Source organism: Sphingobacterium spiritivorum (assembly GCF_016725325.1).
GTDB lineage: Bacteria > Bacteroidota > Bacteroidia > Sphingobacteriales > Sphingobacteriaceae > Sphingobacterium.
The window spans coordinates 2,227,622-2,247,978 of sequence record NZ_CP068083.1 but is presented as its reverse complement, the minus strand read 5'-3'; the positions used below and the strand labels follow the sequence as shown (position 1 = coordinate 2,247,978).

The window sequence follows — 20,357 nt, the reverse complement described above, 5'->3', positions numbered from 1 at the left end:
CCAAAATTCAGGTCAGGATATCTTATATAAAAGGTCTGCCGATTATCCCGGCAGACCTTTATTCTTTAGAGAAATATACGGATGTACACACTCCAATTCAAAAAATCGTTAATACTGTCCTGTACTTAACAGAACCAATGTACAGGCATTTTCAACCTCTATACCTTTTTGTTCTGCCAGTTGAGCCAGCTCGCTGTTTTCCGCTCCTGGATTAAAGACAATACGTCGGGGAGCAGTTTTCAGGATATAGTCGTATAAAGGTTTTTGATTTTGAGCACCCATGTACATAGTTATGGTATCAATATCAGTATGTATAGTCTCAGCCGGTTCTATTGCCTGTTCAGCTACGACACCTTTCTTCAAACCTACATTTACAATATCATGCCCAAACCTTGTCAGCATATGAGCGGCTTTATATGAATAGCGTTCCGGATTAGTACTGGCACCTATTATTAATGTTTTTTTCATACGATTCTCCTATCTGTTTGCATTAGTCTACCATAAAATCGCCATCTGCATTATATGCATTCTTCCGAAGGATTGGCATTCCCAGGATTTTGTACAATTCATCCAGTTTGACCAGACTACCGTTGGTCATATTGGACAATAATACAATGGTTACATCATTTTTCAGATCGCGTACATACAGATTACGAAATCCGTGCCACCATCCTGTATGATACACCACCTGTTGATCATTATGATTAAAAGTCCTCCATCCGTATCCATATCCGAATGCTCCCTTTTTACTCGGGTCATTGCGTGGTACATATGCGGAATCCAATGTTTCCTGTTTTAACAACCGACCTTCCCGCAATGCGATATCCAGAAGAAACATATCCTCTACCGTACTGTAAATTCCTTTATCTCCCAACGGCCCATCCAGGAAATTCTGTACAACAGATCTTCTCCATATTTTATCATGCCCGATTACTTTGACAGGTATTTTTTCGTAAACAGCTTTGGAATAAGCTGCAGTATGTTTCATTCCTGCAGGATCAAATACATTCTCCTTTAGAAATACAGCATAATCCTGTTTAGAAACTTTTTCTATGATAGCCCCCAACACCATAAAATTGCTGTTGTTATAATGGAAACGACCGTCCGGTTTGCCGTATCTTCCCGGTTTATGTTCCGTCAGCAAACCGATGGCATCCATATTACTCATCCCTTTCTTTTTATCCTTCCATACACCATCGGCAAAATAGACATAATTCGGAAGTCCCGAACGGTGCGTCAACAACATTTTTACTGTAATTCCTTCATAAGGGAAATCCGGAAAAAAATCATTTACTGTCTGATCCAGTTTTAACTTTCCTTCCTCTACCAGTTTGAGGATTGCAATTGATGTCATTGGCTTAGTAACGGAAGCAAGTTCAAATTGAGATTGAATATTTAAGCTATCCTTTAATAAATAGTTAGCCCATCCAAATGATTTTTCATATATGATCTTACCTTTCTTTGCCACCAGCACATTACCATTGAAACCAGCCTTTTTATGAAGATTCTGCATAAAAGCATCCACTGCCTTATCCGCTTCATTCGGGTTATACAGAAGCCTTATACTATCCTGTTCTGCCTGATTTTTTTCTTCTTTAATTTTACGTTCTTCGGCAGATGTACAGCCGATCAAACTCATAACACTTAAACCTAATAGGACTTTCGCAACAATCAATTTCACAAGTTTTTCTTTAAATTTTTGAGGTATATATCTATAATGCCAAAAAATAACAATTTAGTATGTAATGGGCAAATAAAAGAGCCACTTTATTGCTAAAGTGGCTCTTATTTATGTGTTGACAGGTCCGGATTACGCTAATAATCTTACCGGATTTTCGATCAATGATTTTAATGTTTGTAAAAACGCGGCTCCGGTTGCACCATCCACGACTCTGTGATCACATCCCAAAGTAAGTTTCATAATGTTACCCGGTACTACAGCTCCGTTCTTAACAACAGGTATAGCCTGGATTGCTCCTACAGAAAGGATTGCTCCATCCGGAGAATTGATGATAGAAGTAAATTCATCAATACCGAACATACCCAGATTGGATACTGTAAATGTAGAACCTTCCCAATCTGAAGGCTGTAATTTTTTAGACTTGGCTCTTTGTGCAAAATCCTTAACCTCAGTAGAGATGTGTGATAATGATTTACCATCTGCAAAACGTACCACAGGAACTAACAAACCATCTTCAACAGCGATTGCAACACCAATGTTTGTATGCTCATTGAATCTGATTTTGTCACCACCCCATGATGAGTTTACAGCAGGGTGTTTTTTCAAGGCTACAGCAGCAGCTTTGATAACAATATCATTAAAGGATACTTTTACAGGAGCTACCTCATTAATCTGCGTTCTGGCAGCGATCGCATTATCCATATCGATACTGATAGTCAGATAGAAGTGTGGAGCTGTAAATAAACTTTCAGACAGGCGACGTGCAATTGTTTTACGCATTTGCGATACCGGCTGTTCTGTATATTTCTCCTCGCCTACATATGTTGGCAATGTGATTGTTTTAGATTCTGTAGCAGGCGCTGCTCCTGTACTTGCAGGTGCTGCAGCAGGCTTCGCAGAAGGTACGAATGATTCAACATCTTTCTTTACAATACGTCCACCATCTGCAGAACCCTTTACATCATTCAGGTTGATTCCTTTTTCTTTAGCAATCTTACGCGCTAAAGGAGAAGCTTTCACTCTTGAATCATCAGCAGAAGAACCGGCGGCAGTTTCAACAGAAGCACTTTCAGCAGCAGCTTTAGGGGCTTCTTCTTTTTTGCTTTCTTTTGATTCAGCTTTAGGAGCTGCAGATTTTTGATTCAGTAAAGGTGTTACATCTGTTCCTGCAGGACCTACGATAGCAATGATATCATTTACTTTCGCTGCCTGTCCGGCTTCAAGACCAACATATAATAAAGTACCGTCTGCATATGCTGTTACTTCCATGGTCGCTTTATCCGTTTCCACGTCAGCAATAGCATCATCAGATTTGATGGTATCTCCAACTTTAAAGTTCCACTGTGCAATGACACCTTCAGTCATGGTATCACTCAGCAACGGCATTGTGATCACAGTTACACCAAGGTCTTCTGCAGACACACTTGCTGAAGAAGATTCTTCTGATGCAGCTGTTTCTTCTTTAGCTTCTTCTTTTTTCTCCTCTGCAGGAGCAGCAGAAGCGTCTGAAGATCCGTCAAGCAATGCCTGAAAATCTTCTCCTTCTTCCCCAAGTACAGCGATCACTGCATCCACAGCTACAGCTTCACCTTCTTTGGGTCCGATATATAACAATGTTCCTTCCTGATAAGATTCGAAGTCCATTGTAGCTTTATCTGTTTCAATCTCTGCAACAAGATCTCCAGAATTTACTTTGTCACCAACTTTTTTGTGCCATTTTGCGATAACACCTTCAGTCATGGTGTCACTCATTTTAGGCATTTTTACTACTTCAGCCATTTGTTTGCTTCGTTATATTTAGTTAAAGTAATTATCAATTAATCCATTACAAAAGGATAATCCTCCTGTACGTAAACATCATTATAGATTTCTGAAGCATCCGGATATGGAGACTCTTCTGCAAATTTCACAGAATCTTCTACCACTTTTTTCACATCAGCTTCCACCTCTGCAAACCAGGCATCATCAGCATATTTATTTTCCAGAATCGCATGTTTAGTAGACAACAACGGATCACGGCCTTTATACTCTTCCAATTCTTCTTTAGTACGGTATTTAGCAGGATCTGACATAGAGTGTCCTTTGTAACGGTAAGTACGGATTTCCAGGAAAGTCGGACCTTCTCCCGCACGTGCACGTTGAACAGCTTCGTCCATAGCATTGTGAACCGCTACTACGTCCATTCCGTCAACAGCTGCTGAAGGCATGTCAAAACCATGTCCCATTTTGTAGATGTCGATCATATTAGTCGTACGCTGTACAGAAGTTCCCATTGCATAACCATTGTTTTCACAAACAAAAATCACAGGAAGTTTCCACAACATAGCCATGTTCAGGGTCTCGTTGAAAGCTCCCTGACGAACAGCTCCGTCCCCCATGTAACATACGTTAACATTTTTTGTACCATTGTACATCTCAGCGAATGCAATACCTGCACCTAAAGGAATCTGACCACCTACGATACCGTGGCCACCCATAAATTTGTGCTCTTTAGAGAAAAAGTGCATAGAACCACCTTTACCTTTTGAACATCCAGTTGCTTTACCATATAATTCAGCCATACAAGCATCTGCAGATACGCCCTTAGCTAATGCGTGAGCATGGTCACGATATGCCGTGATCAATGAATCTTCAGGACCGATTACCGACATGGTACCAGCGACTACTGCTTCCTGACCGATATAAAGGTGACAGAATCCACGAATTTTTTGTTGACCGTAAAGCTGACCAGCTTTTTCTTCGAATTTACGCATGAGTAGCATGGATTTATACCACTCTAAATATGTCTCTTTTGTTATAGGTGTTGAACTCATTTTCAAGTATTGAATTTCTGACTTAACTGACTACAAATCTAATCAATATTTACAACATTTTTGTCATAGACTGCAATTTTATTACAGTGTAAAAACATTCTAATTGCGCTCTGCACGATTGATTAACAAAATTTAACAGCTTAATAACAGCAGATTTCCATTTGAATATTTTCCGTAAAATCAAAGCGACCATTTGATATTTTCTCAAATGGTCGCTTTTCAAAATCGGATGATTTACTTCCGGCTGAAAGATTTATTTTTGAAGAGATTCGTAACGGATATATTCATCTGTTCCAGTTACGGAGTCACCCCTTATCTAATCACTCAATAAAGCTGTTATTTCTTGTTCTGAAAGTTTTTGCTGCTCACCGCTGTTCATATTTTTTAAAGAAAGCTGTCCGGTATTTACTTCTTCCTCCCCTACCAAAAGCACGTAAGGTATACGTTTATCATCTGCATAGCTCATCTGTTTTTTGAGTTTGACAGCCTGAGGATATAGCTCTGCAGCGATCCCTGCCTGACGTAACCTGTTTAATAAAGGAAGTGTAAATGCTTCGATAGATTTGTCAAAATTGACGATTAACAATCTGGTATTATCTGACTCATGCTTCGGATACAGGTCCAGCTCTTCCAACACATCGTATATACGATCTGCTCCGAAAGACACGCCCACACCGGTCAGTCCTTTCAGACCAAACATTCCGGTCAGGTCATCGTAACGGCCACCGCCGCCGATGCTGCCCATCGTCACTTCGTTTGTTTTTACTTCAAATATGCAACCTGTATAATAATTAAGACCACGGGCCAATGTGATGTCCAGTTCTATATATTTGTCATATACTTCACCAGATACATCCAACTGGTTAAGGTATGAAAATACTTCTTCCAGTTCTGACACTCCACGTAGTCCTGTTTCGGATTTTGCCAGCACCAAACGAAGCTGCTCTATTTTAGAAGCAGTAGATCCTTCCAACAAAATGATCGGGCGCAGGATAGCAAGATCAGCTTCTGTAAATCCTCTTTCCAGCAACTCTTTATTGACACCATCCAGACCTATCTTATCCAGCTTATCAATGGCAACAGTCATATCCACGATAAGCTCCGGTTTACCGATTATTTCCGCTATTCCCGAAAGAATCTTCCGGTTATTGATCTTGATTGCAAAATCTTTGAGTCCCAGTGCGCACAGCGCTTCCTGATAGATCAGAATAAATTCTGCTTCATTTAACAGACTTTCTGAACCGACAACATCTACATCACACTGATAAAATTCACGGTAGCGCCCGCGTTGCGGACGATCTGCACGCCATACCGGCTGGATCTGGAAACGTTTGAACGGAAGGCTGATTTCATGCTGACGCATGACCACATAACGGGCAAATGGCACCGTCAGATCATATCGCAATGCTTTTTCCGAAAGATGCGGAATCAGACTATTAGACGCTTTTTCTGCTAAAAGAGCATCCGGGGCTTTACTGAGGTAATCTCCCGAATTCAGGATCTTAAAAATCAACTTATCACCTTCATCACCGTACTTCCCGGTCAATGTCTGTAAATTTTCAAAAGAAGGTGTCTGAATTTCCTGATATCCATACTTACGGAACACGGACTTCAGGGTATTAAAAATATAATTACGCTTTTCCATTTCGGCCGGTGAAAAATCACGCGTGCCTTTAGCCAATGAAGGTTTTACTATTGCCATATCACGGCAAAGGTAAGGTATACAAATGAAATATCCATGTAGTACAGGCTGTACTAATACCAATGAATATAGTTTGGATATTCCATATGACCAATGAAAATCAAATTAAACACCTATGAAATTTTATGAAAACACCTGTGGTGAGATTAGAATTTACAGGTTACTCGGTCTCAAATATCTTGAGGTACTCGCAGGCTTTTTCTGCAGCAAGCTTTTCCGCACTCTTTTTATTGAAGTCCCGGCCTATACCACAGACTTCTCCTTCAACAATAGCTTCTATACTGAACATCTTGGAAGATTCTCCTTCAGGATTAGCCGTAGGAAGAAATTGAACGTCTTTGCCAAGATGCTGACACCATTCAATTAATCGGCTTTTAAAATTGGTCTCCGTTACTTCCAGCAACTGAATATCAACATGGGTTTTGATAATTCTGTTCAGAAGAAAACTTTTGGTAAATGTATAGCCTTTGTCCAGATATACAGCTCCGACAAGCGCTTCAAAAGCATCTCCCAACAGCGAGCCCTGTTTATTCGGAAAACTGATCATACGTGCATCGTACTGAATCAGTTCATTAAGACCTAGTTTTCGGGAGAGTTGATTGAGGTTGGCCCTACTGACGATTTTTGACCGCATCTCGGTCAAAAATCCTTCATCTTTGTAGGGATATTTTTTAAACAGTAACTCGGCGACGACAGATCCTAAGATTGCGTCACCCAGAAACTCTAATCTTTCATTGCTGTTTTTGGCACCTTCCTTTATTGCGGTGGCCACAGACTTATGTCTGAAGGCCATCTGGTACAGCCGTACGTTTTCAGGGACAAACCCCAACAGGTTTTTCAGCTTCCGCACATAAGCTCTATGCGGCGAGAAATACAAATTATAAATCCGTGAAAAGGGCATGCTACTCAAAAAAGGATGAGAGGACAGAACCTCTCTCTACCATTACAAGATCCCTCTACAATCAGCACAGGCAATTAGGGTTGATACTTTTTGAAAATAACGGAAGCATTGTGTCCGCCAAACCCAAAAGTATTACTCATCGCTGCATTTACCACACGTTTTTGCGCCGTATTGAATGTAAAATTCAATTTATTATCCAATTCAGGATCGTCGTTAAAGTGGTTGATTGTTGGAGGTACTATATCATTTTGGACAGCCAGGATTGAAGCAATAGACTCAATCGCGCCAGCGGCACCCAAAAGGTGTCCTGTCATCGATTTGGTCGAGCTAATGTTCAATTCATAAGCATGATCCCCAAATAATTCTTTAATAGCTTTTGTTTCACTGATATCTCCAAGAGGTGTAGAAGTACCATGCACATTGATATAATCAATTTCATGACCATCCATCCGGGCATCACGCAAAGCATTTGACATCACCAGTTTTGCGCCTAACCCTTCAGGGTGTGGTGCGGTGATATGATTTGCATCTGCACTCATTCCTCCTCCTACGATTTCAGCATAAATTTTTGCTCCACGCGCCAATGCATGCTCCAGACTTTCCAATATAATCGTACCCGAACCTTCACCTGCGACAAATCCATCACGATCCTTATCAAAAGGGCGGGATGCTGTCTTCGGATCGTCATTACGGGTAGACAACGCATGTAATGCATTGAAACCGCCTATGCCCGCTTCATTGATGATGGCTTCAGAGCCACCGGAAACGATAATATCACACAGACCGGTACGAATGTAATTGAATGCGTCAATCATTGCATTAGTCGAAGATGCACATGCAGACACACACGAAAAGTTTGGTCCGCGTAATCCATAACGCATCGAGATATGACCAGGAGCAATGTCCACGATCATTTTCGGAATAAAGAAAGGATTGAAACGAGGCGTTCCATCTCCTGTGGCGAAGTTTGACACTTCGTCCAAAAACGTTTTTAATCCACCAATCCCCGAACCCCAGATCACTCCTATCCGATTAGTGTCAAGTTTTTCAAAATCCAGTGCTGCATCTTTAATAGCTTCTTCCGTAGATGCCATAGCGTATTGAACAAAAGGATCTACCTTCCGTGCTTCTTTACGATCCATGAAATCATGCGGATCGAAATCTTTTACTTCGCACGCAAATTGGGTTTTGAATTTTGATGCATCAAATCTTGTAATAGGAGCAGCACCGCTTACACCATTTATCAATCCTTCCCAGTATTCCGGGACAGTATTGCCAAGTGGTGTAAGAGCGCCTAACCCTGTTACTACTACTCTTTTAAGCTCCATTTATGATGATTGGCCTAATTAAATTAGTTAGTTAACGTTTTTTTCTAAATAAGCGATTGCTTGACCTACTGTACCGATGTTCTCAGCTTGATCATCAGGAATAGCTACGTTGAATTCTTTTTCAAACTCCATGATCAACTCAACTGTGTCAAGTGAATCAGCACCTAAATCATTAGTGAATGAAGCTTCTGGCGTTACTTCGTTTTCGTCAACACCTAATTTTTCAACGATAATTGCTTTTACTCTTGAAGCGATATCTGACATGATTTTATAGTTTAATTGTTTAATAAATCTGTGCAAAGAAAAATAAATTTCACCAATTATCAAATCTTTTTGATTTTTTGGCGCAGCAAAAGTAAGCATGTTAATCCAATATTCAAACTGTAAAAGACTAATACTTAACCGTATCCAATAATACTAACTTTTGGCTTTATTTACAAATATTCTACTTTGTTAATGCAAATTTTACATAGAATAGCCGCAAGATACGTGAAATTATACTAATTTCGTGTAAAACATCTCAGCAAAATTGAATAAAATAACTGTCTTTAAATTGGAAATGGATATGGAAGAAGAACTGGATTTTGTTCTTCTTGGGATTAGTTCCCCTTTACGGGACTACAGATTATGTCATTTTATCAACAAAAGTACAGGCCTGCAGTTTGTGTATGGTAAGGAAAGTAATATTGACCACAAAGGCAATATTAAAGAAGGGGGAAAAGAAGAGTATGAATACCATATCATACAGGAGAAAAGCAAAGGCAAAAAGCCAGCTTTGAAACATCATTTTGCCATCTACAGATATTGCGATATCGACTATGAATACGAGTATTATCTTATTAATAACAGGAGTCAGGAAGGCGGTTTATTAATACCTGAAATAGCAAATTTTGACTTCTTTCTGGTGATTAAAAACTTCATACATGAAGAAGATTTACGTCTCCTTATTCAGAATCTGAATCGCATAAATGACGTCATAATGGTAAAAGAAATAATGCCTAAAATATTGAAATCTAAAGAAAATCTCATATTTTAGCGCACTTGAAAGAAGAGTGTACATACTACACTATAAATTATAAACTTCAAATCAGATGTTATTCTCTGTAAAAAGAAGGGTAACTGCAAACAAGAATATAAGTAGTTTTTAAAACAAAATATTACATGAAGAAGATTCAAAAACGGACCAAAATTGTGGCAACACTTGGCCCGGCATCAGCAGATAAAACTGTCTTGACAAATATGATTGCCAAAGGTGTCGATGTATGTCGTCTTAACTTCTCTCACGGAAGCCAGGAAGATCACCTTAAAGTGATCAACACAATCAACGAAATCAACAATGAACATCCCTTTAACGTAGCTATTCTTGCCGATCTTCAAGGACCAAAAATCCGTATCGGTAAAATGAAAGAGGGAGGCGCAATCTTAATCAACGGTTCTGAGGTCGAAATCACAACTCAGGAACTGATCGGTGACGAAAAGCGTATCTATATCACATATGAGAACTTCCCTAATGACGTGAAGGAAGATGAGATTATCTTACTGGATGATGGTAAATTACAATTGAGAGTAATCTCTACCAATCATAAAGATACTGTATTCTGTCAGGTTGTTCACGGCGGTGTATTGACTTCCAGAAAAGGTGTTAACCTTCCTAATACAAAAGTATCTATCCCTTCCCTGACAGAAGAAGATCTGGACAACCTGAACTTCGCACTTGACCATGGTGCTGACTGGATTGCGATGTCTTTTGTACGTTCGGCTGAGGATATCTACCAATGTAAAGAGATCATCAAAGAAAAAGGAAGCCATGCGCGCGTAATTGCCAAAATTGAGAAACCTGAAGCCATCGAAAATATCGACGCAATTATCGAAGCTACAGACGGTATCATGGTTGCCCGTGGTGATTTGGGTGTGGAAATGCCAATGGAAGAAGTTCCGGGATTGCAAAAGATCATCGTTCAAAAATGTCGTGACCTTTCCAAACCGGTTATCATCGCTACACAAATGCTGGAAAGCATGATCACTACACCTCGTCCTACACGTGCAGAAGTCAACGATGTTGCCAATTCTGTACTTGACGGTGCTGATGCTGTAATGCTTAGCGGAGAGACTTCTGTAGGGGAATTCCCGGAAATCGTTATCGAAACAATGGCTAAAATCATTGTACATGTAGAGCAGACATCATACAACTATTACAGTGACAAGAGTGACCAGCATACAGATCTGACTAAGATCCCTGATGCAATCTGTGGTTCATCTATATACCTTGCTGAAAAAACAAAAGCTTCAGCTATTGCCGTGATGACGTCATCAGGTTATACTGCATTTGAAATCTCAAGCTACAGACCGGATGCAGATATTTACATTTTCACCGGAAATAAAAATCTGTTGAGATCTTTAAGTCTGGTTTGGGGTGTACGTGCTTTCGTATATGAGAAATTTGAAAGTACGGACGGAACAATTCAGGATGTAAACAAATTGCTTACGGAAAAGAACCTGGTATCTCCGGGACAGATCGTAATCAATACATCTTCAACACCACTCCGCGAAAAAGGCAGAACAAATACAATTCGGGTATCCGAAGTAAAATAAATAAAAATAAGGTGGCTGAATATTCAGCCACCTTATTTTTTATTCAGTGAATCCTTTAGTAACAAAGGGCGGAAGTTATACGCTTCTTTTAAGGGTTGCTTATCCCACTCATCCATTTTTTTTGTCCCCGGCATAGGAGCGGATTCTTTGCCATATAGTTTTATAGTCGGGATTTCCCCTTTTCTGTTTTTGAGCTCATTGGGTTTCAGAGGATAAACCTGCAGCCTTTTTACGGTATCCAGTAAAGGAATCTGCTGATCCGGAAAAACTTTACGACCTCCCTTACCCTGAACCTTAAAATCCTGCGCAGAAGAATAGCTCCACATGCTTAGGAAAAGTGCTGTAAATATGCTATATTTCAGTTTCATAATCTATGAAATGTATTACCTTAAAATTAAGCAACAATTCTCAATTTCAAATCATAATAAGCTGCTTTGCCTGTTAAATATTGTTAAATGAAAGTTTTGAAGGTAAAGCATTTATATTTTTGTAACAAATGAAACAAAGAAGTATTACTGTCATTATCGGATTAATGTCTATTGCTCTGCTTGGAGTAATGGCTATGCAATACTTTTTTATCCGCGACTCTTTCCGTCAGAAATCACAGCTTTTCGATGAGTCAGTCAATGCGTCTCTGGCTACAGTTGCCTCTAAAATAGAGAAACATGAGGTAATGGCATTTGCCAAAACCCAGCAAAGAAACAACCAGGTCAAATACGAACGGGAGCAAAAACGTTTAGAAGACCAGATCAATATTCAAAAGCAGATCGAAGCACTTCGCGTCCAGCAGTATGAAGTTCAGCAAAAGTTTAAAGATGCTGAAGATGTACTCAAGATGAGTTATCCAATTATTGTACCTCTGGAAAACTGGTTCTATGAAACGTATATCCGACGCAAAAAATATAATTACCTGGTCAAGCTTCTGATTTCACAGGGTGTCTATGAAGATAATTCTATAGGTAATTCAATTGAGGTATATGCAGTCGGTGACAAAATTGCACGTATTGCAGCAAAAGATGACAGCTGCCGATACCTTGCTTTCTTAAATCCGTACGAACTTAATTCACTGGACTTTACAATCAAGACATTGCCGCCAAAAGCAGATATGAAGATTGCTCTTCGTATACATGGATTAGAAAATAAGCTCAAACTGTCACAACTTGATGATGCAAGCAATCTGTATGACTCCATTGCTGTAATCGGTGGTAAGAAAAATGATGTTATTGAAGATTTTGCAGCGAGCATGGAGCTTTCCAAACGTCCGTTAAAGAGTCGTATCGATGTTAGTTTCCTTAAGAAAGAGCTGACAAGGGAACTTTACAACAGAGATATTAATTCCAAATTCAATATTGAAGTCAAAGAGAACAACAGCATTCTGTATAACATCAATACACTGGGTGAACTGGATAAGCCTCAAAAGCACAACAGCTATTCTACCCTCTTGTTTCAGGGAGACGTTGGCAATGCACCTGGAAAACTGACTATTACCTTTACGGACAAACGTAATATTATCATGGACAATATGGGATACCTGTTCTTTCCGATGGGCGCCTTACTTGTTTTACTGATCGGTTGTTTTGCTTACACACTGACCACGATCTTCCGTCAAAAGAAAATTTCGGAAATGAAGACTGACTTTATCAACAATATGACCCATGAGTTCAAAACTCCTGTGGCGACGATTATGATTGCAAGTGAGTCTCTCCGGGATCCTGAAATAATTGCAGATGAAAGAAGAGTAAATCGCCTTGCCAATATTATTTACGATGAGAACGTCAGATTGGGAGACCACATTGAAAGGGTACTCAATATTGCCAGACTGGAAAAAGAGAATTTAAAAATAGACCGGATGGATGTGCGGATTAATGATCTGACCAATGCGGTTCTGGACAGTATGCAACTGCAGATTCAAAAATCCAAAGGAACACTGGAAACTTTTCTGGAGGCAAAGGATGATGTGGTTATCGGCGACGAGTTACACCTTTCCAATGTACTGTTTAATCTGGTGGACAATGCGATCAAATACAGTAAAGACAGTCCACATATAACTGTCAGAACCCACAACCATAAGAATACAATAGTGATATCTGTTAGCGATAAGGGTATCGGAATGACACGTGACCAGCAACAGAAGATATTCGATCAGTTTTATCGGATACCTACTGGGAATATTCATAATGTAAAAGGATTTGGCCTCGGGTTAAGTTATGTAAATGACATTATCAAGCGTCTTGACGGTAAGATACAGGTAAAAAGTGAGAAGGATAAAGGCACAAATTTTGATATTACATTGCCACTGAAAGGGCACAAATTATAATTAGAAATGCTGTTGCTGTGGCGACAGTTATTATCAATCAGAAAAATACGCAAATTATGCAAAAAATATTATTAGCGGAAGATGATCCTAATCTGGGTGAGCTTCTAAAAGATTATCTGGAACTGAAAGGTAAATTCGATGTCACACTTTGTCAGGATGGAGAGGAAGCACTTGTTGCCTTCCATAAAGACCAGTACGATTTGTGTATTCTGGATGTCATGATGCCTAAAAAGGATGGATTTTCTCTTGGAAAAGATATCCGTAAAACCAACACGACAGTGCCTGTCATATATGCTACTGCCAAAGGAATGATGGAAGATAAAACGCAGGCCTTTGAACTGGGTGGTGATGATTACATCACTAAACCATTTCGGGTAGAAGAACTTTTACTTCGCATCAATGCTCTTCTGAAAAGAAGCTCCAGAGATAAAGAAGAAGAGACTGCGGATAAGTTTGAAATCGGAGATTACTTCTTTGATTACACCAGCCAGCAGATTTCATACAAAGGCCAACAACAAAAACTGTCAACAAAAGAAGCTGAATTATTACGTTTACTTTGTCTGAAGAAAAATGATGTTCTGACCCGCGAAGAAGCGCTTTTAAAAATATGGCACGATGACAATTACTTCACAGGAAGAAGTATGGATGTATTCCTGAGTAAACTCCGTAAATATCTGCGTGAAGATCCAAGTGTAGAGATCGTCAATGTACACGGTAAAGGCTACAAACTCCTCGTTAGTTAGCAATACTACAACAAAAAACTAACAAATAATTATTATCTCTTAATTTCGTAAATTCAAGAGATAATAATTATCTTTATAGCGCAAAACACACACTAATTTCATCTTCATTACAGGATAACAATCTGATGAATGAAGACCTGTTAAGTTTTTACATATACGTTTCAGTCATCCTGGTGATTGATATCACACTTACTAACGAATTTCTATGACATTAATGCGCTCTGTCATTACTTTTCTTATCCTATTTGTCTGCTTTGGCGATGTGCTGTCGGCACAACAAGATACAACCAAACAATTCAGCGATACCCTGCAAAATACAACGCTCAAAAAAAACTTTTGGAGACAAATCCCCTATAAAGAAATTACGATACCTGCCGGATTATTAACGTACGGCATTATTTCCCGGGAAAGCCATTTCCTTATTCATCAGGATAACGATATTAACAATGTTTTGCGAAAAAACATAGACGGGAAATTTACTGTTGATGATTTTAGCCAGTATACACCGTTACTTAGCATTTATGTATTGGACCTGGCAGGCATAAAAGCCCGCCACAATCTGAAAGAGCGGCTGTTTGTTTCGGGTGTATCCCATGCCATTATGGCCACGACTGTGTACACCATCAAAAGCACTGGAAACGTCTGGCGTCCGGACAACTCCGCGAATAATTCTTTTCCTTCGGGGCATGCGGCTACAGCATTTGCCGGAGCTGAATTATTATGGCAGGAATATAAACACCAATCTATCTGGTATGGTATTGCAGGATATACGGTAGCTGCCGGAACCGGATTTTTCAGAATGTACAACAATAAGCACTGGTTTTCAGATGTCGTTATGGGAGCAGGTATAGGCATCCTAAGTACCAAGATTGGTTATTGGCTACTCCCTCTTGTGGACAAACATTTGCAACATAACCCCTCTTCTTCTGTTACAGTAGTAACTCCGTTTTATAATGGAAAACAAATCGGACTGTCTGCAAGCGTCCAATTCTGATCAAGAGCATACTATTACGACGATTTATCAAAATATTTTTTGGATTTAGAAACCTAATTCCGATATTACCATCGCTTATAGAGAAAGGCCGAGGGACTAGACCCGAAGAAGCCTTAGCAACCTGTCACTTGACAAGGTGCTAAATTCTACACCGCTTGGAAACAGGAGGGAAAGATAAGCCGAAGTCACTGCATCTGGTGTCCTTCCTCTTTAGCATAGTAGTTTTATGGAGTTTAAAAATTAAACAACAATCATTTTTATGTTATTAACTAACAATTTAGGCTACCCTCGTGTGGGCGCATTCCGCGAATTGAAAAAAGCCAATGAAGCCTATTGGGCAAAAAAGATTAGTGCTGAGGAATTATTAGATGCAGCAAAACAAATCCGTGAAGGAAACTGGAAAACTCAAAAAGATGCAGGTATCGACCTTATTCCTTCCAATGATTTCTCTTTCTATGATCAAGTGTTAGACCTTTCTTTGACAGTAGGTGCTATTCCAGCCCGTTACAATTCGTTATTGAATAAAATCGATCGCAACTACAATCTGGACCTTTATTTTGCAATGGCTCGTGGCTTTCAGCAAAAAGGTGTAGACGTAACAGCAATGGAAATGACCAAGTGGTTTGATACCAACTACCACTATATCGTTCCGGAATTCACAAAGAATCAGGAATTCAAACTGACTTCTGAAAAATTCTTAAATGAATACAATGAAGCCAAAGCATCAGGCATCGAGACCAAGCCGGTATTAATAGGCCCTATCACTTACCTGTTATTAGGAAAAGAGAAAGAAGCCGGATTTGACCGTATCGATCTTATCGAAAACCTGATCCCGGTATACGAAGAGATTTTGGGTAAACTTGCAGAAGCAGGTGCACAATATGTACAGATTGACGAGCCTTTCCTTGCTTTAGATATAGACAGCAAAACACGTGCTTTATATCAGACTATATTTGAAAAACTATCCGCAGCAGCTAAAGGTATTAAACTTATTGTAGCGACTTATTTCGAAGCGCTTCGTGATAACGAAGAAACTGCTGTAAATCTTCCTGTACATGCTCTACACTTAGATCTTGTACGTGGAGAAAATCAACTGGATACTGTTTTAGCAAAAGTTCCACCTTCTTTGACACTTTCATTAGGTGTTGTAGAAGGCCGTAATATCTGGAAAAATGATTACGAGAAATCATTAGGTCAGATCAAAAAAGCTGTTGATGCATTAGGCAATGACCGCGTATGGATTGCACCTTCCAGTTCATTGCTACATGTTCCGTTTGATTTGGATAATGAAGACAACGAAGAATCTTTACCTAAAGAAGTTAAAAACTGGCTTGCATTTGCTAAACAAAAACTAGCAGAAGTAAAAGACCTTGCTATTCTTGCTGAAGGTGAAGTAGACGCTAAAACAGCTGAACGCTTTGAAGCAAATAAAGCTGCTGCTGAAAGCCGCCGCACTTCTCCGCTTATTCATAAACCGGAAGTGAAAGAACGTACAGCAAACATTACAGATGATGATGCAACACGTACTTCTCCTTTTGCAAACCGTAAAGCTGCACAACAGGCTAAATTTAACTTACCTGCATTTGCAACGACTACAATCGGTTCTTTCCCGCAAACGAAAGATGTTCGTAAATGGAGAGCAGACCTGAAAAAAGGAAGCATCTCACAAGAACAATATGACAAAGAAATCGCTGAAGAGACAGAGCGCACTATCCGTCTTCAGGAGCAATTAGATATCGACGTACTGGTACATGGAGAATTTGAGCGTAATGACATGGTTGAATACTTCGGAGAGCAATTGGCCGGATATGCATTCACTAAAAACGGATGGGTTCAGTCTTACGGTTCACGTTGTGTGAAACCTCCGGTTATCTATGGCGACGTATACCGTCCTGCAGATATGACAGTACGTTGGTCTGCGTATGCACAGTCTCTGACCAACCGTCCTGTAAAAGGAATGTTGACTGGCCCTGTTACAATCTTACAATGGTCATTTGTTCGTAATGATCAACCACGCTCAACAACAACATACCAAATTGCATTAGCAATTCTGGATGAAGTACAGGCATTGGAAAAATCAGGAATCAAAATTATTCAGATCGACGAGCCGGCTATCCGCGAAGGATTACCATTGCGTAAAGCTGATCAACAGGATTACCTGAACTGGGCAGTACGTGCATTCCGCGTGTCTTCATCTAACGTAGATGATGATACACAGATCCACACACACATGTGTTACTCCGAATTCAATGACATTATTGAAGATATCGCAGCAATGGATGCTGACGTAATCACGATTGAAACGTCACGTTCACAAATGGAATTACTGGATGCATTTGCAGGTGATTTCAAATACCCTAACGATATCGGACCTGGTGTATACGACATCCACTCTCCTCGTGTACCCAGTACAGATGAGATGGTCAACTTATTGCGCAAAGCGAAGGCTGTAGTTCCTGCAGAACAACTTTGGGTAAACCCTGACTGTGGATTGAAAACCCGTGCATGGCCGGAAACCAAAGCAGCTTTAGAATCTATGGTTGAAGCAGCTAAAATCCTTAGAGCTGAATAACCTTTAAGTATCAGTAATATTAAAATGACAACAGCCCGTAGCTTTACACAGACTACGGGCTGTTTGTTGTATAGAAGCTACTGTCATTCATACAAAGCAAGATAACTCCTCATCATAATCACTAAAAATAGTCTCGCAAGAACTTTTCATCCCGTCATTTGTTATTAGGAGACAATATAATAATGAATCCTATGAACAGAATATTCCCAATAACATTAGTTATCTTAATGACGAGCCTTTTGACCAGCTGTGCTGCGATCGAAGGAATTTTTAAAGCAGGTGTGTGGTCCGGAGTGATTATGGTAGTGGTTGTAGTGGCCCTTCTGATCTGGATACTGGCTAAATTATTCGGAGGAAATAAAAATTAATCTCTAATGCGAGAGATATCCCTTAAAAAGGGTATCACATAATGTAAAAAGATAGGCTGAACTGTGTTCAGCCTATCTGCTTTAAATCAATTAACTGCCTTTTTTCCGGATATTTATACTCCACAAAAAGAGAAATCTTAATTATAAACTGGTGTGACCGTATATCCTTTCTGACGTAAAAGATTGATTACACCTTCTTCGCCGGACAAGTGTCCCGAACCTATAGCAAAGAAAGTCGGAGCCTCACTCATTAATGAAGGCATACGATCTGCCCACAGATGATTACGAATGGGTAACAGTTGACGATAGGTTTCCGGATTGGATGAAGTGTATTTTAATAACAGCTCATCCATACCTGCAATATTTTCCTCCTTGTACAGTTGAAGTATATGAGAAAAAATGCTTTGAATATCAAACTCATCCATCGACTTTAGATAAGAAGGAAAATCGGATGTTTCAAAAATCTTTTCTGCAAAAGAATATTGTTCTTCAATGCTCGAAAGCCCTTCTATTGTTTTTCCAGCCTGCTTTGTATGTTTAATAATTTCTTCTTCAAACGAAGCCATTGGTTCAGTGAAGGATTTTTGCATAATCATAGCGATCAGAAACATAGGTTTTACTTTATCCACCTGAGCCAAAGAGACACCAATTTTTTTCCCTAAAACTTCATCTACCAGCGCTACTTCTTCCGGCTTGATCTGTGAAGATATGGTTTTATCACTCATCATGTGTTTTTGAGATTCTTCAGCAAGATCTGGTGCCGCCATATTGATTTCCAAATAGACTCTCGATGTCTTATCCAAAGCATCAATAGCTTTCGAAGGCATTGCGAAATTCTTTCTGGCCAGCATATGTACTGTACCAAACAGATAAGATGGTGCCTTCAGATCTTTCCCTTCTATTTTCCATAGCAATGACTTCTCTTTTATCGTGGAGGTTTGTGCAAAAGCAGAGTTCATCAAAAAACAGACAACTGCCATTAAAGCAACCAGATTTTTCATATTATTTCTTTTCATAATTCAAATGTTTTAGCGTTTTATAGAATTAGTAGTGCATCTTGTAAAATGTTACATATTCCGGAATCAAAAATAGATAAGACTATGATTAACAGGCAGAAAAACTTACTTTTTCTTCTTTTTATCCCTTTTCAATTTATCCTCTAATCTTGCTTCTGCATTTTTGATATCCTGATCATAAGATGAATAGCAGTTTGTGACATACAAGCCTTTTATCAATCTGAGTGCTTTCTTTACTTTCATCTGCTTTTCTAACAATTGTACCTGCTTCAGCAGTATTTCCGTCTTATTAATTCCTTTTATAGTTAATGCAAAATCTATTAACTTTTGTGCTTCTTCAAAATCATCATTCCATATAAGTGTCTGCGCAAAATGAGGATATATCTCCAGTGCATAAAGATTGTATGTCAGTGCTTCCTGAAAATATTTTTTAGCTTCTTCATAATTCATCAGCTGTTCTGCGTAAATACGACCTGTCAGACACAGTGCTGTGGTATTGGTCTCATCATAAGACAAGGCATATTCCAGCGATTCTATTGTCTCTGTCAGCGAATAAGGGTAATTGTCCAGCGCCTGGGACAAATATTTATCAATTGCTTTCATTATTGTATTTTTCTATTTTTATTTCCTGTCTGAAACGTTGTTTTTGAACCTTTCGCTTTGCCTTATAGGACTTATCAACTTTCTCGGATTTAAAATCTGTTCCGATAAAGGTTCGTATGGCATTACCACGTTCCACCTGAATCTGATTAAACCAGTTGTATTTTTCATCCTCTTTCCAATGCAGAAGATTTAACTCGTTAACTTTTGTTTGCAGCCGCTCTGTTGCGATTTTCTTATTTTGATGCTGCGACCGGCTATCCATGGCGACCACTGATACTCCTGTAGGAATATGTGTGGCACGCACCGCTGAACTAACTTTATTGACGTGCTGACCACCGGCTCCTGAACTTCTCATGGCCTGATAGCGAATATCTTTTTCGTCAAATATCCATGATGCACGGGGTTTAATTTCAAAAATCTCGATAAACCAGTTTTTTCGTTTATGAGACTTTCGAAAATCACTTTTCCCGATCCATTGGATTGTACCTGTCCACAAAGCCGCAAACGCTATACACTGCTCTCCACTGATCTGTAGACTTGCAGAAATTACGGTTCCGTTTATATCTCCCTCCTGCCGGTTCAGCACCTGAACCTCCACATCAAAAGCTGTTGCTTCCTGTATTATTTTTTTGATCACCTGTGCCACGACCCAACTGCATTCCTGGGGGCCGCGACCAGCGGTGACTCCTATTATTATGTCCATTTTATTTTTTTGTTTGAAGAAGTG

General features: G+C 39.5%; 19 protein-coding genes and 1 riboswitch. Of the genes, 7 read left to right on the top strand and 12 right to left on the bottom strand.

Annotated elements, in window-relative coordinates:
* Positions 1-108: 108 nt before the first annotated feature.
* The 8 genes from I6J02_RS09240 to I6J02_RS09205 all read right to left on the bottom strand — a co-directional run bounded on the left by I6J02_RS09240 (position 109) and on the right by I6J02_RS09205 (position 8,689).
* Positions 109-468, bottom strand: coding sequence for a CoA-binding protein (locus I6J02_RS09240; protein WP_201681417.1), 360 nt, complete (start codon positions 466-468; stop codon positions 109-111).
* A 22-nt stretch (positions 469-490) separates the two neighbouring features.
* Positions 491-1,681: a serine hydrolase domain-containing protein gene (locus I6J02_RS09235; RefSeq protein WP_201681416.1), complete on the bottom strand. Its 1,191-nt coding sequence runs from the start codon at positions 1,679-1,681 to the stop codon at positions 491-493.
* A gap of 129 nt (positions 1,682-1,810) precedes the next feature.
* Positions 1,811-3,460, bottom strand: coding sequence for a 2-oxo acid dehydrogenase subunit E2 (locus I6J02_RS09230; RefSeq protein WP_201681415.1), 1,650 nt, complete (start codon positions 3,458-3,460; stop codon positions 1,811-1,813).
* A 38-nt stretch (positions 3,461-3,498) separates the two neighbouring features.
* Positions 3,499-4,494: a pyruvate dehydrogenase (acetyl-transferring) E1 component subunit alpha gene (gene pdhA, locus I6J02_RS09225; protein WP_003008570.1), complete on the bottom strand. Its 996-nt coding sequence runs from the start codon at positions 4,492-4,494 to the stop codon at positions 3,499-3,501.
* A gap of 316 nt (positions 4,495-4,810) precedes the next feature.
* Positions 4,811-6,196 (bottom strand): histidine--tRNA ligase, encoded by a 1,386-nt coding sequence (hisS, locus tag I6J02_RS09220; RefSeq protein ID WP_201681414.1) that lies wholly within the window; start codon positions 6,194-6,196, stop codon positions 4,811-4,813.
* A 160-nt stretch (positions 6,197-6,356) separates the two neighbouring features.
* The gene (gene rnc / locus I6J02_RS09215; protein WP_181875940.1) at positions 6,357-7,097 is read right to left on the bottom strand and encodes a ribonuclease III; all 741 of its coding nucleotides are present in this window, start codon (positions 7,095-7,097) and stop codon (positions 6,357-6,359) included.
* Between the two features lie 74 nt (positions 7,098-7,171).
* Positions 7,172-8,425, bottom strand: a complete 1,254-nt coding sequence (gene fabF, locus I6J02_RS09210) for a beta-ketoacyl-ACP synthase II (RefSeq protein ID WP_002997524.1) — start codon at positions 8,423-8,425, stop codon at positions 7,172-7,174.
* A gap of 27 nt (positions 8,426-8,452) precedes the next feature.
* Positions 8,453-8,689, bottom strand: a complete 237-nt coding sequence (locus tag I6J02_RS09205) for an acyl carrier protein (RefSeq protein WP_033563902.1) — start codon at positions 8,687-8,689, stop codon at positions 8,453-8,455.
* Positions 8,690-8,954: 265 nt separating this feature from the next.
* Between I6J02_RS09205 and I6J02_RS09200 the strand changes: the two genes are divergently transcribed.
* Positions 8,955-9,461 carry an IPExxxVDY family protein gene (locus I6J02_RS09200; RefSeq protein WP_201681413.1) on the top strand — a complete coding sequence of 169 codons (507 nt, stop codon included), beginning with the start codon at positions 8,955-8,957 and terminating at the stop codon, positions 9,459-9,461.
* Between the two features lie 125 nt (positions 9,462-9,586).
* A complete protein-coding gene (pyk, locus tag I6J02_RS09195) occupies positions 9,587-11,017 on the top strand; it encodes a pyruvate kinase (RefSeq protein WP_201681412.1) in 1,431 nt (476 codons plus the stop codon).
* A 32-nt stretch (positions 11,018-11,049) separates the two neighbouring features.
* Here the strand turns inward: pyk and I6J02_RS09190 are convergent, their stop codons facing one another.
* Positions 11,050-11,385 carry a hypothetical protein gene (locus I6J02_RS09190; RefSeq protein ID WP_201681411.1) on the bottom strand — a complete coding sequence of 112 codons (336 nt, stop codon included), beginning with the start codon at positions 11,383-11,385 and terminating at the stop codon, positions 11,050-11,052.
* A 128-nt stretch (positions 11,386-11,513) separates the two neighbouring features.
* Between I6J02_RS09190 and I6J02_RS09185 the strand changes: the two genes are divergently transcribed.
* From I6J02_RS09185 to I6J02_RS09165, 5 genes are all read left to right on the top strand, one after another.
* Entirely contained in the window at positions 11,514-13,334 is a 1,821-nt protein-coding gene (locus I6J02_RS09185; RefSeq protein WP_201681410.1) for a sensor histidine kinase, read from the top strand.
* Between the two features lie 56 nt (positions 13,335-13,390).
* Positions 13,391-14,077: a response regulator transcription factor gene (locus tag I6J02_RS09180; RefSeq protein ID WP_201681409.1), complete on the top strand. Its 687-nt coding sequence runs from the start codon at positions 13,391-13,393 to the stop codon at positions 14,075-14,077.
* A gap of 205 nt (positions 14,078-14,282) precedes the next feature.
* Positions 14,283-15,071 (top strand): phosphatase PAP2 family protein, encoded by a 789-nt coding sequence (locus tag I6J02_RS09175; protein ID WP_236582385.1) that lies wholly within the window; start codon positions 14,283-14,285, stop codon positions 15,069-15,071.
* Positions 15,072-15,143: 72 nt separating this feature from the next.
* Positions 15,144-15,252: riboswitch (SAM riboswitch) on the top strand.
* A gap of 78 nt (positions 15,253-15,330) precedes the next feature.
* The gene (gene metE / locus I6J02_RS09170; RefSeq protein WP_201681408.1) at positions 15,331-17,643 is read left to right on the top strand and encodes a 5-methyltetrahydropteroyltriglutamate--homocysteine S-methyltransferase; all 2,313 of its coding nucleotides are present in this window, start codon (positions 15,331-15,333) and stop codon (positions 17,641-17,643) included.
* A 191-nt stretch (positions 17,644-17,834) separates the two neighbouring features.
* A complete protein-coding gene (locus I6J02_RS09165) occupies positions 17,835-18,011 on the top strand; it encodes a hypothetical protein (protein ID WP_309485957.1) in 177 nt (58 codons plus the stop codon).
* Between the two features lie 137 nt (positions 18,012-18,148).
* Here the strand turns inward: I6J02_RS09165 and I6J02_RS09160 are convergent, their stop codons facing one another.
* From I6J02_RS09160 to prfH, 3 genes are all read right to left on the bottom strand, one after another.
* Positions 18,149-19,027 carry a TraB/GumN family protein gene (locus I6J02_RS09160; RefSeq protein ID WP_201681407.1) on the bottom strand — a complete coding sequence of 293 codons (879 nt, stop codon included), beginning with the start codon at positions 19,025-19,027 and terminating at the stop codon, positions 18,149-18,151.
* A 105-nt stretch (positions 19,028-19,132) separates the two neighbouring features.
* The gene (locus tag I6J02_RS09155; RefSeq protein ID WP_201681406.1) at positions 19,133-19,630 is read right to left on the bottom strand and encodes a hypothetical protein; all 498 of its coding nucleotides are present in this window, start codon (positions 19,628-19,630) and stop codon (positions 19,133-19,135) included.
* On the bottom strand, positions 19,617-20,333 hold the full coding sequence (gene prfH, locus I6J02_RS09150) for a peptide chain release factor H (RefSeq protein WP_201681405.1): 717 nt from the start codon (positions 20,331-20,333) through the stop codon (positions 19,617-19,619). Before prfH ends, I6J02_RS09155 begins: the two co-directional genes overlap by 14 nt.
* Between the last annotated feature and the right edge of the window lie 24 nt (positions 20,334-20,357).

Bases quoted from the DNA above. Each gene is read 5' to 3' on its own strand.
- fabF (WP_002997524.1), bottom strand. From the start codon at position 8,425: ATGGAGCTTAAAAGAGTAGTAGTAACAGGGTTAGGCGCTCTTACACCA.
- I6J02_RS09180 (WP_201681409.1), top strand. From the start codon at position 13,391: ATGCAAAAAATATTATTAGCGGAAGATGATCCTAATCTGGGTGAGCTT.
- pyk (WP_201681412.1), top strand. From the start codon at position 9,587: ATGAAGAAGATTCAAAAACGGACCAAAATTGTGGCAACACTTGGCCCG.
- rnc (WP_181875940.1), bottom strand. From the start codon at position 7,097: ATGCCCTTTTCACGGATTTATAATTTGTATTTCTCGCCGCATAGAGCT.
- I6J02_RS09205 (WP_033563902.1), bottom strand. From the start codon at position 8,689: ATGTCAGATATCGCTTCAAGAGTAAAAGCAATTATCGTTGAAAAATTA.
- I6J02_RS09185 (WP_201681410.1), top strand. From the start codon at position 11,514: ATGAAACAAAGAAGTATTACTGTCATTATCGGATTAATGTCTATTGCT.
- I6J02_RS09230 (WP_201681415.1), bottom strand. From the start codon at position 3,460: ATGGCTGAAGTAGTAAAAATGCCTAAAATGAGTGACACCATGACTGAA.
- I6J02_RS09190 (WP_201681411.1), bottom strand. From the start codon at position 11,385: ATGAAACTGAAATATAGCATATTTACAGCACTTTTCCTAAGCATGTGG.
- pdhA (WP_003008570.1), bottom strand. From the start codon at position 4,494: ATGAGTTCAACACCTATAACAAAAGAGACATATTTAGAGTGGTATAAA.
- I6J02_RS09155 (WP_201681406.1), bottom strand. From the start codon at position 19,630: ATGAAAGCAATTGATAAATATTTGTCCCAGGCGCTGGACAATTACCCT.
- hisS (WP_201681414.1), bottom strand. From the start codon at position 6,196: ATGGCAATAGTAAAACCTTCATTGGCTAAAGGCACGCGTGATTTTTCA.
- I6J02_RS09160 (WP_201681407.1), bottom strand. From the start codon at position 19,027: ATGAAAAGAAATAATATGAAAAATCTGGTTGCTTTAATGGCAGTTGTC.
- metE (WP_201681408.1), top strand. From the start codon at position 15,331: ATGTTATTAACTAACAATTTAGGCTACCCTCGTGTGGGCGCATTCCGC.
- prfH (WP_201681405.1), bottom strand. From the start codon at position 20,333: ATGGACATAATAATAGGAGTCACCGCTGGTCGCGGCCCCCAGGAATGC.
- I6J02_RS09175 (WP_236582385.1), top strand. From the start codon at position 14,283: ATGACATTAATGCGCTCTGTCATTACTTTTCTTATCCTATTTGTCTGC.
- I6J02_RS09165 (WP_309485957.1), top strand. From the start codon at position 17,835: ATGAACAGAATATTCCCAATAACATTAGTTATCTTAATGACGAGCCTT.
- I6J02_RS09240 (WP_201681417.1), bottom strand. From the start codon at position 468: ATGAAAAAAACATTAATAATAGGTGCCAGTACTAATCCGGAACGCTAT.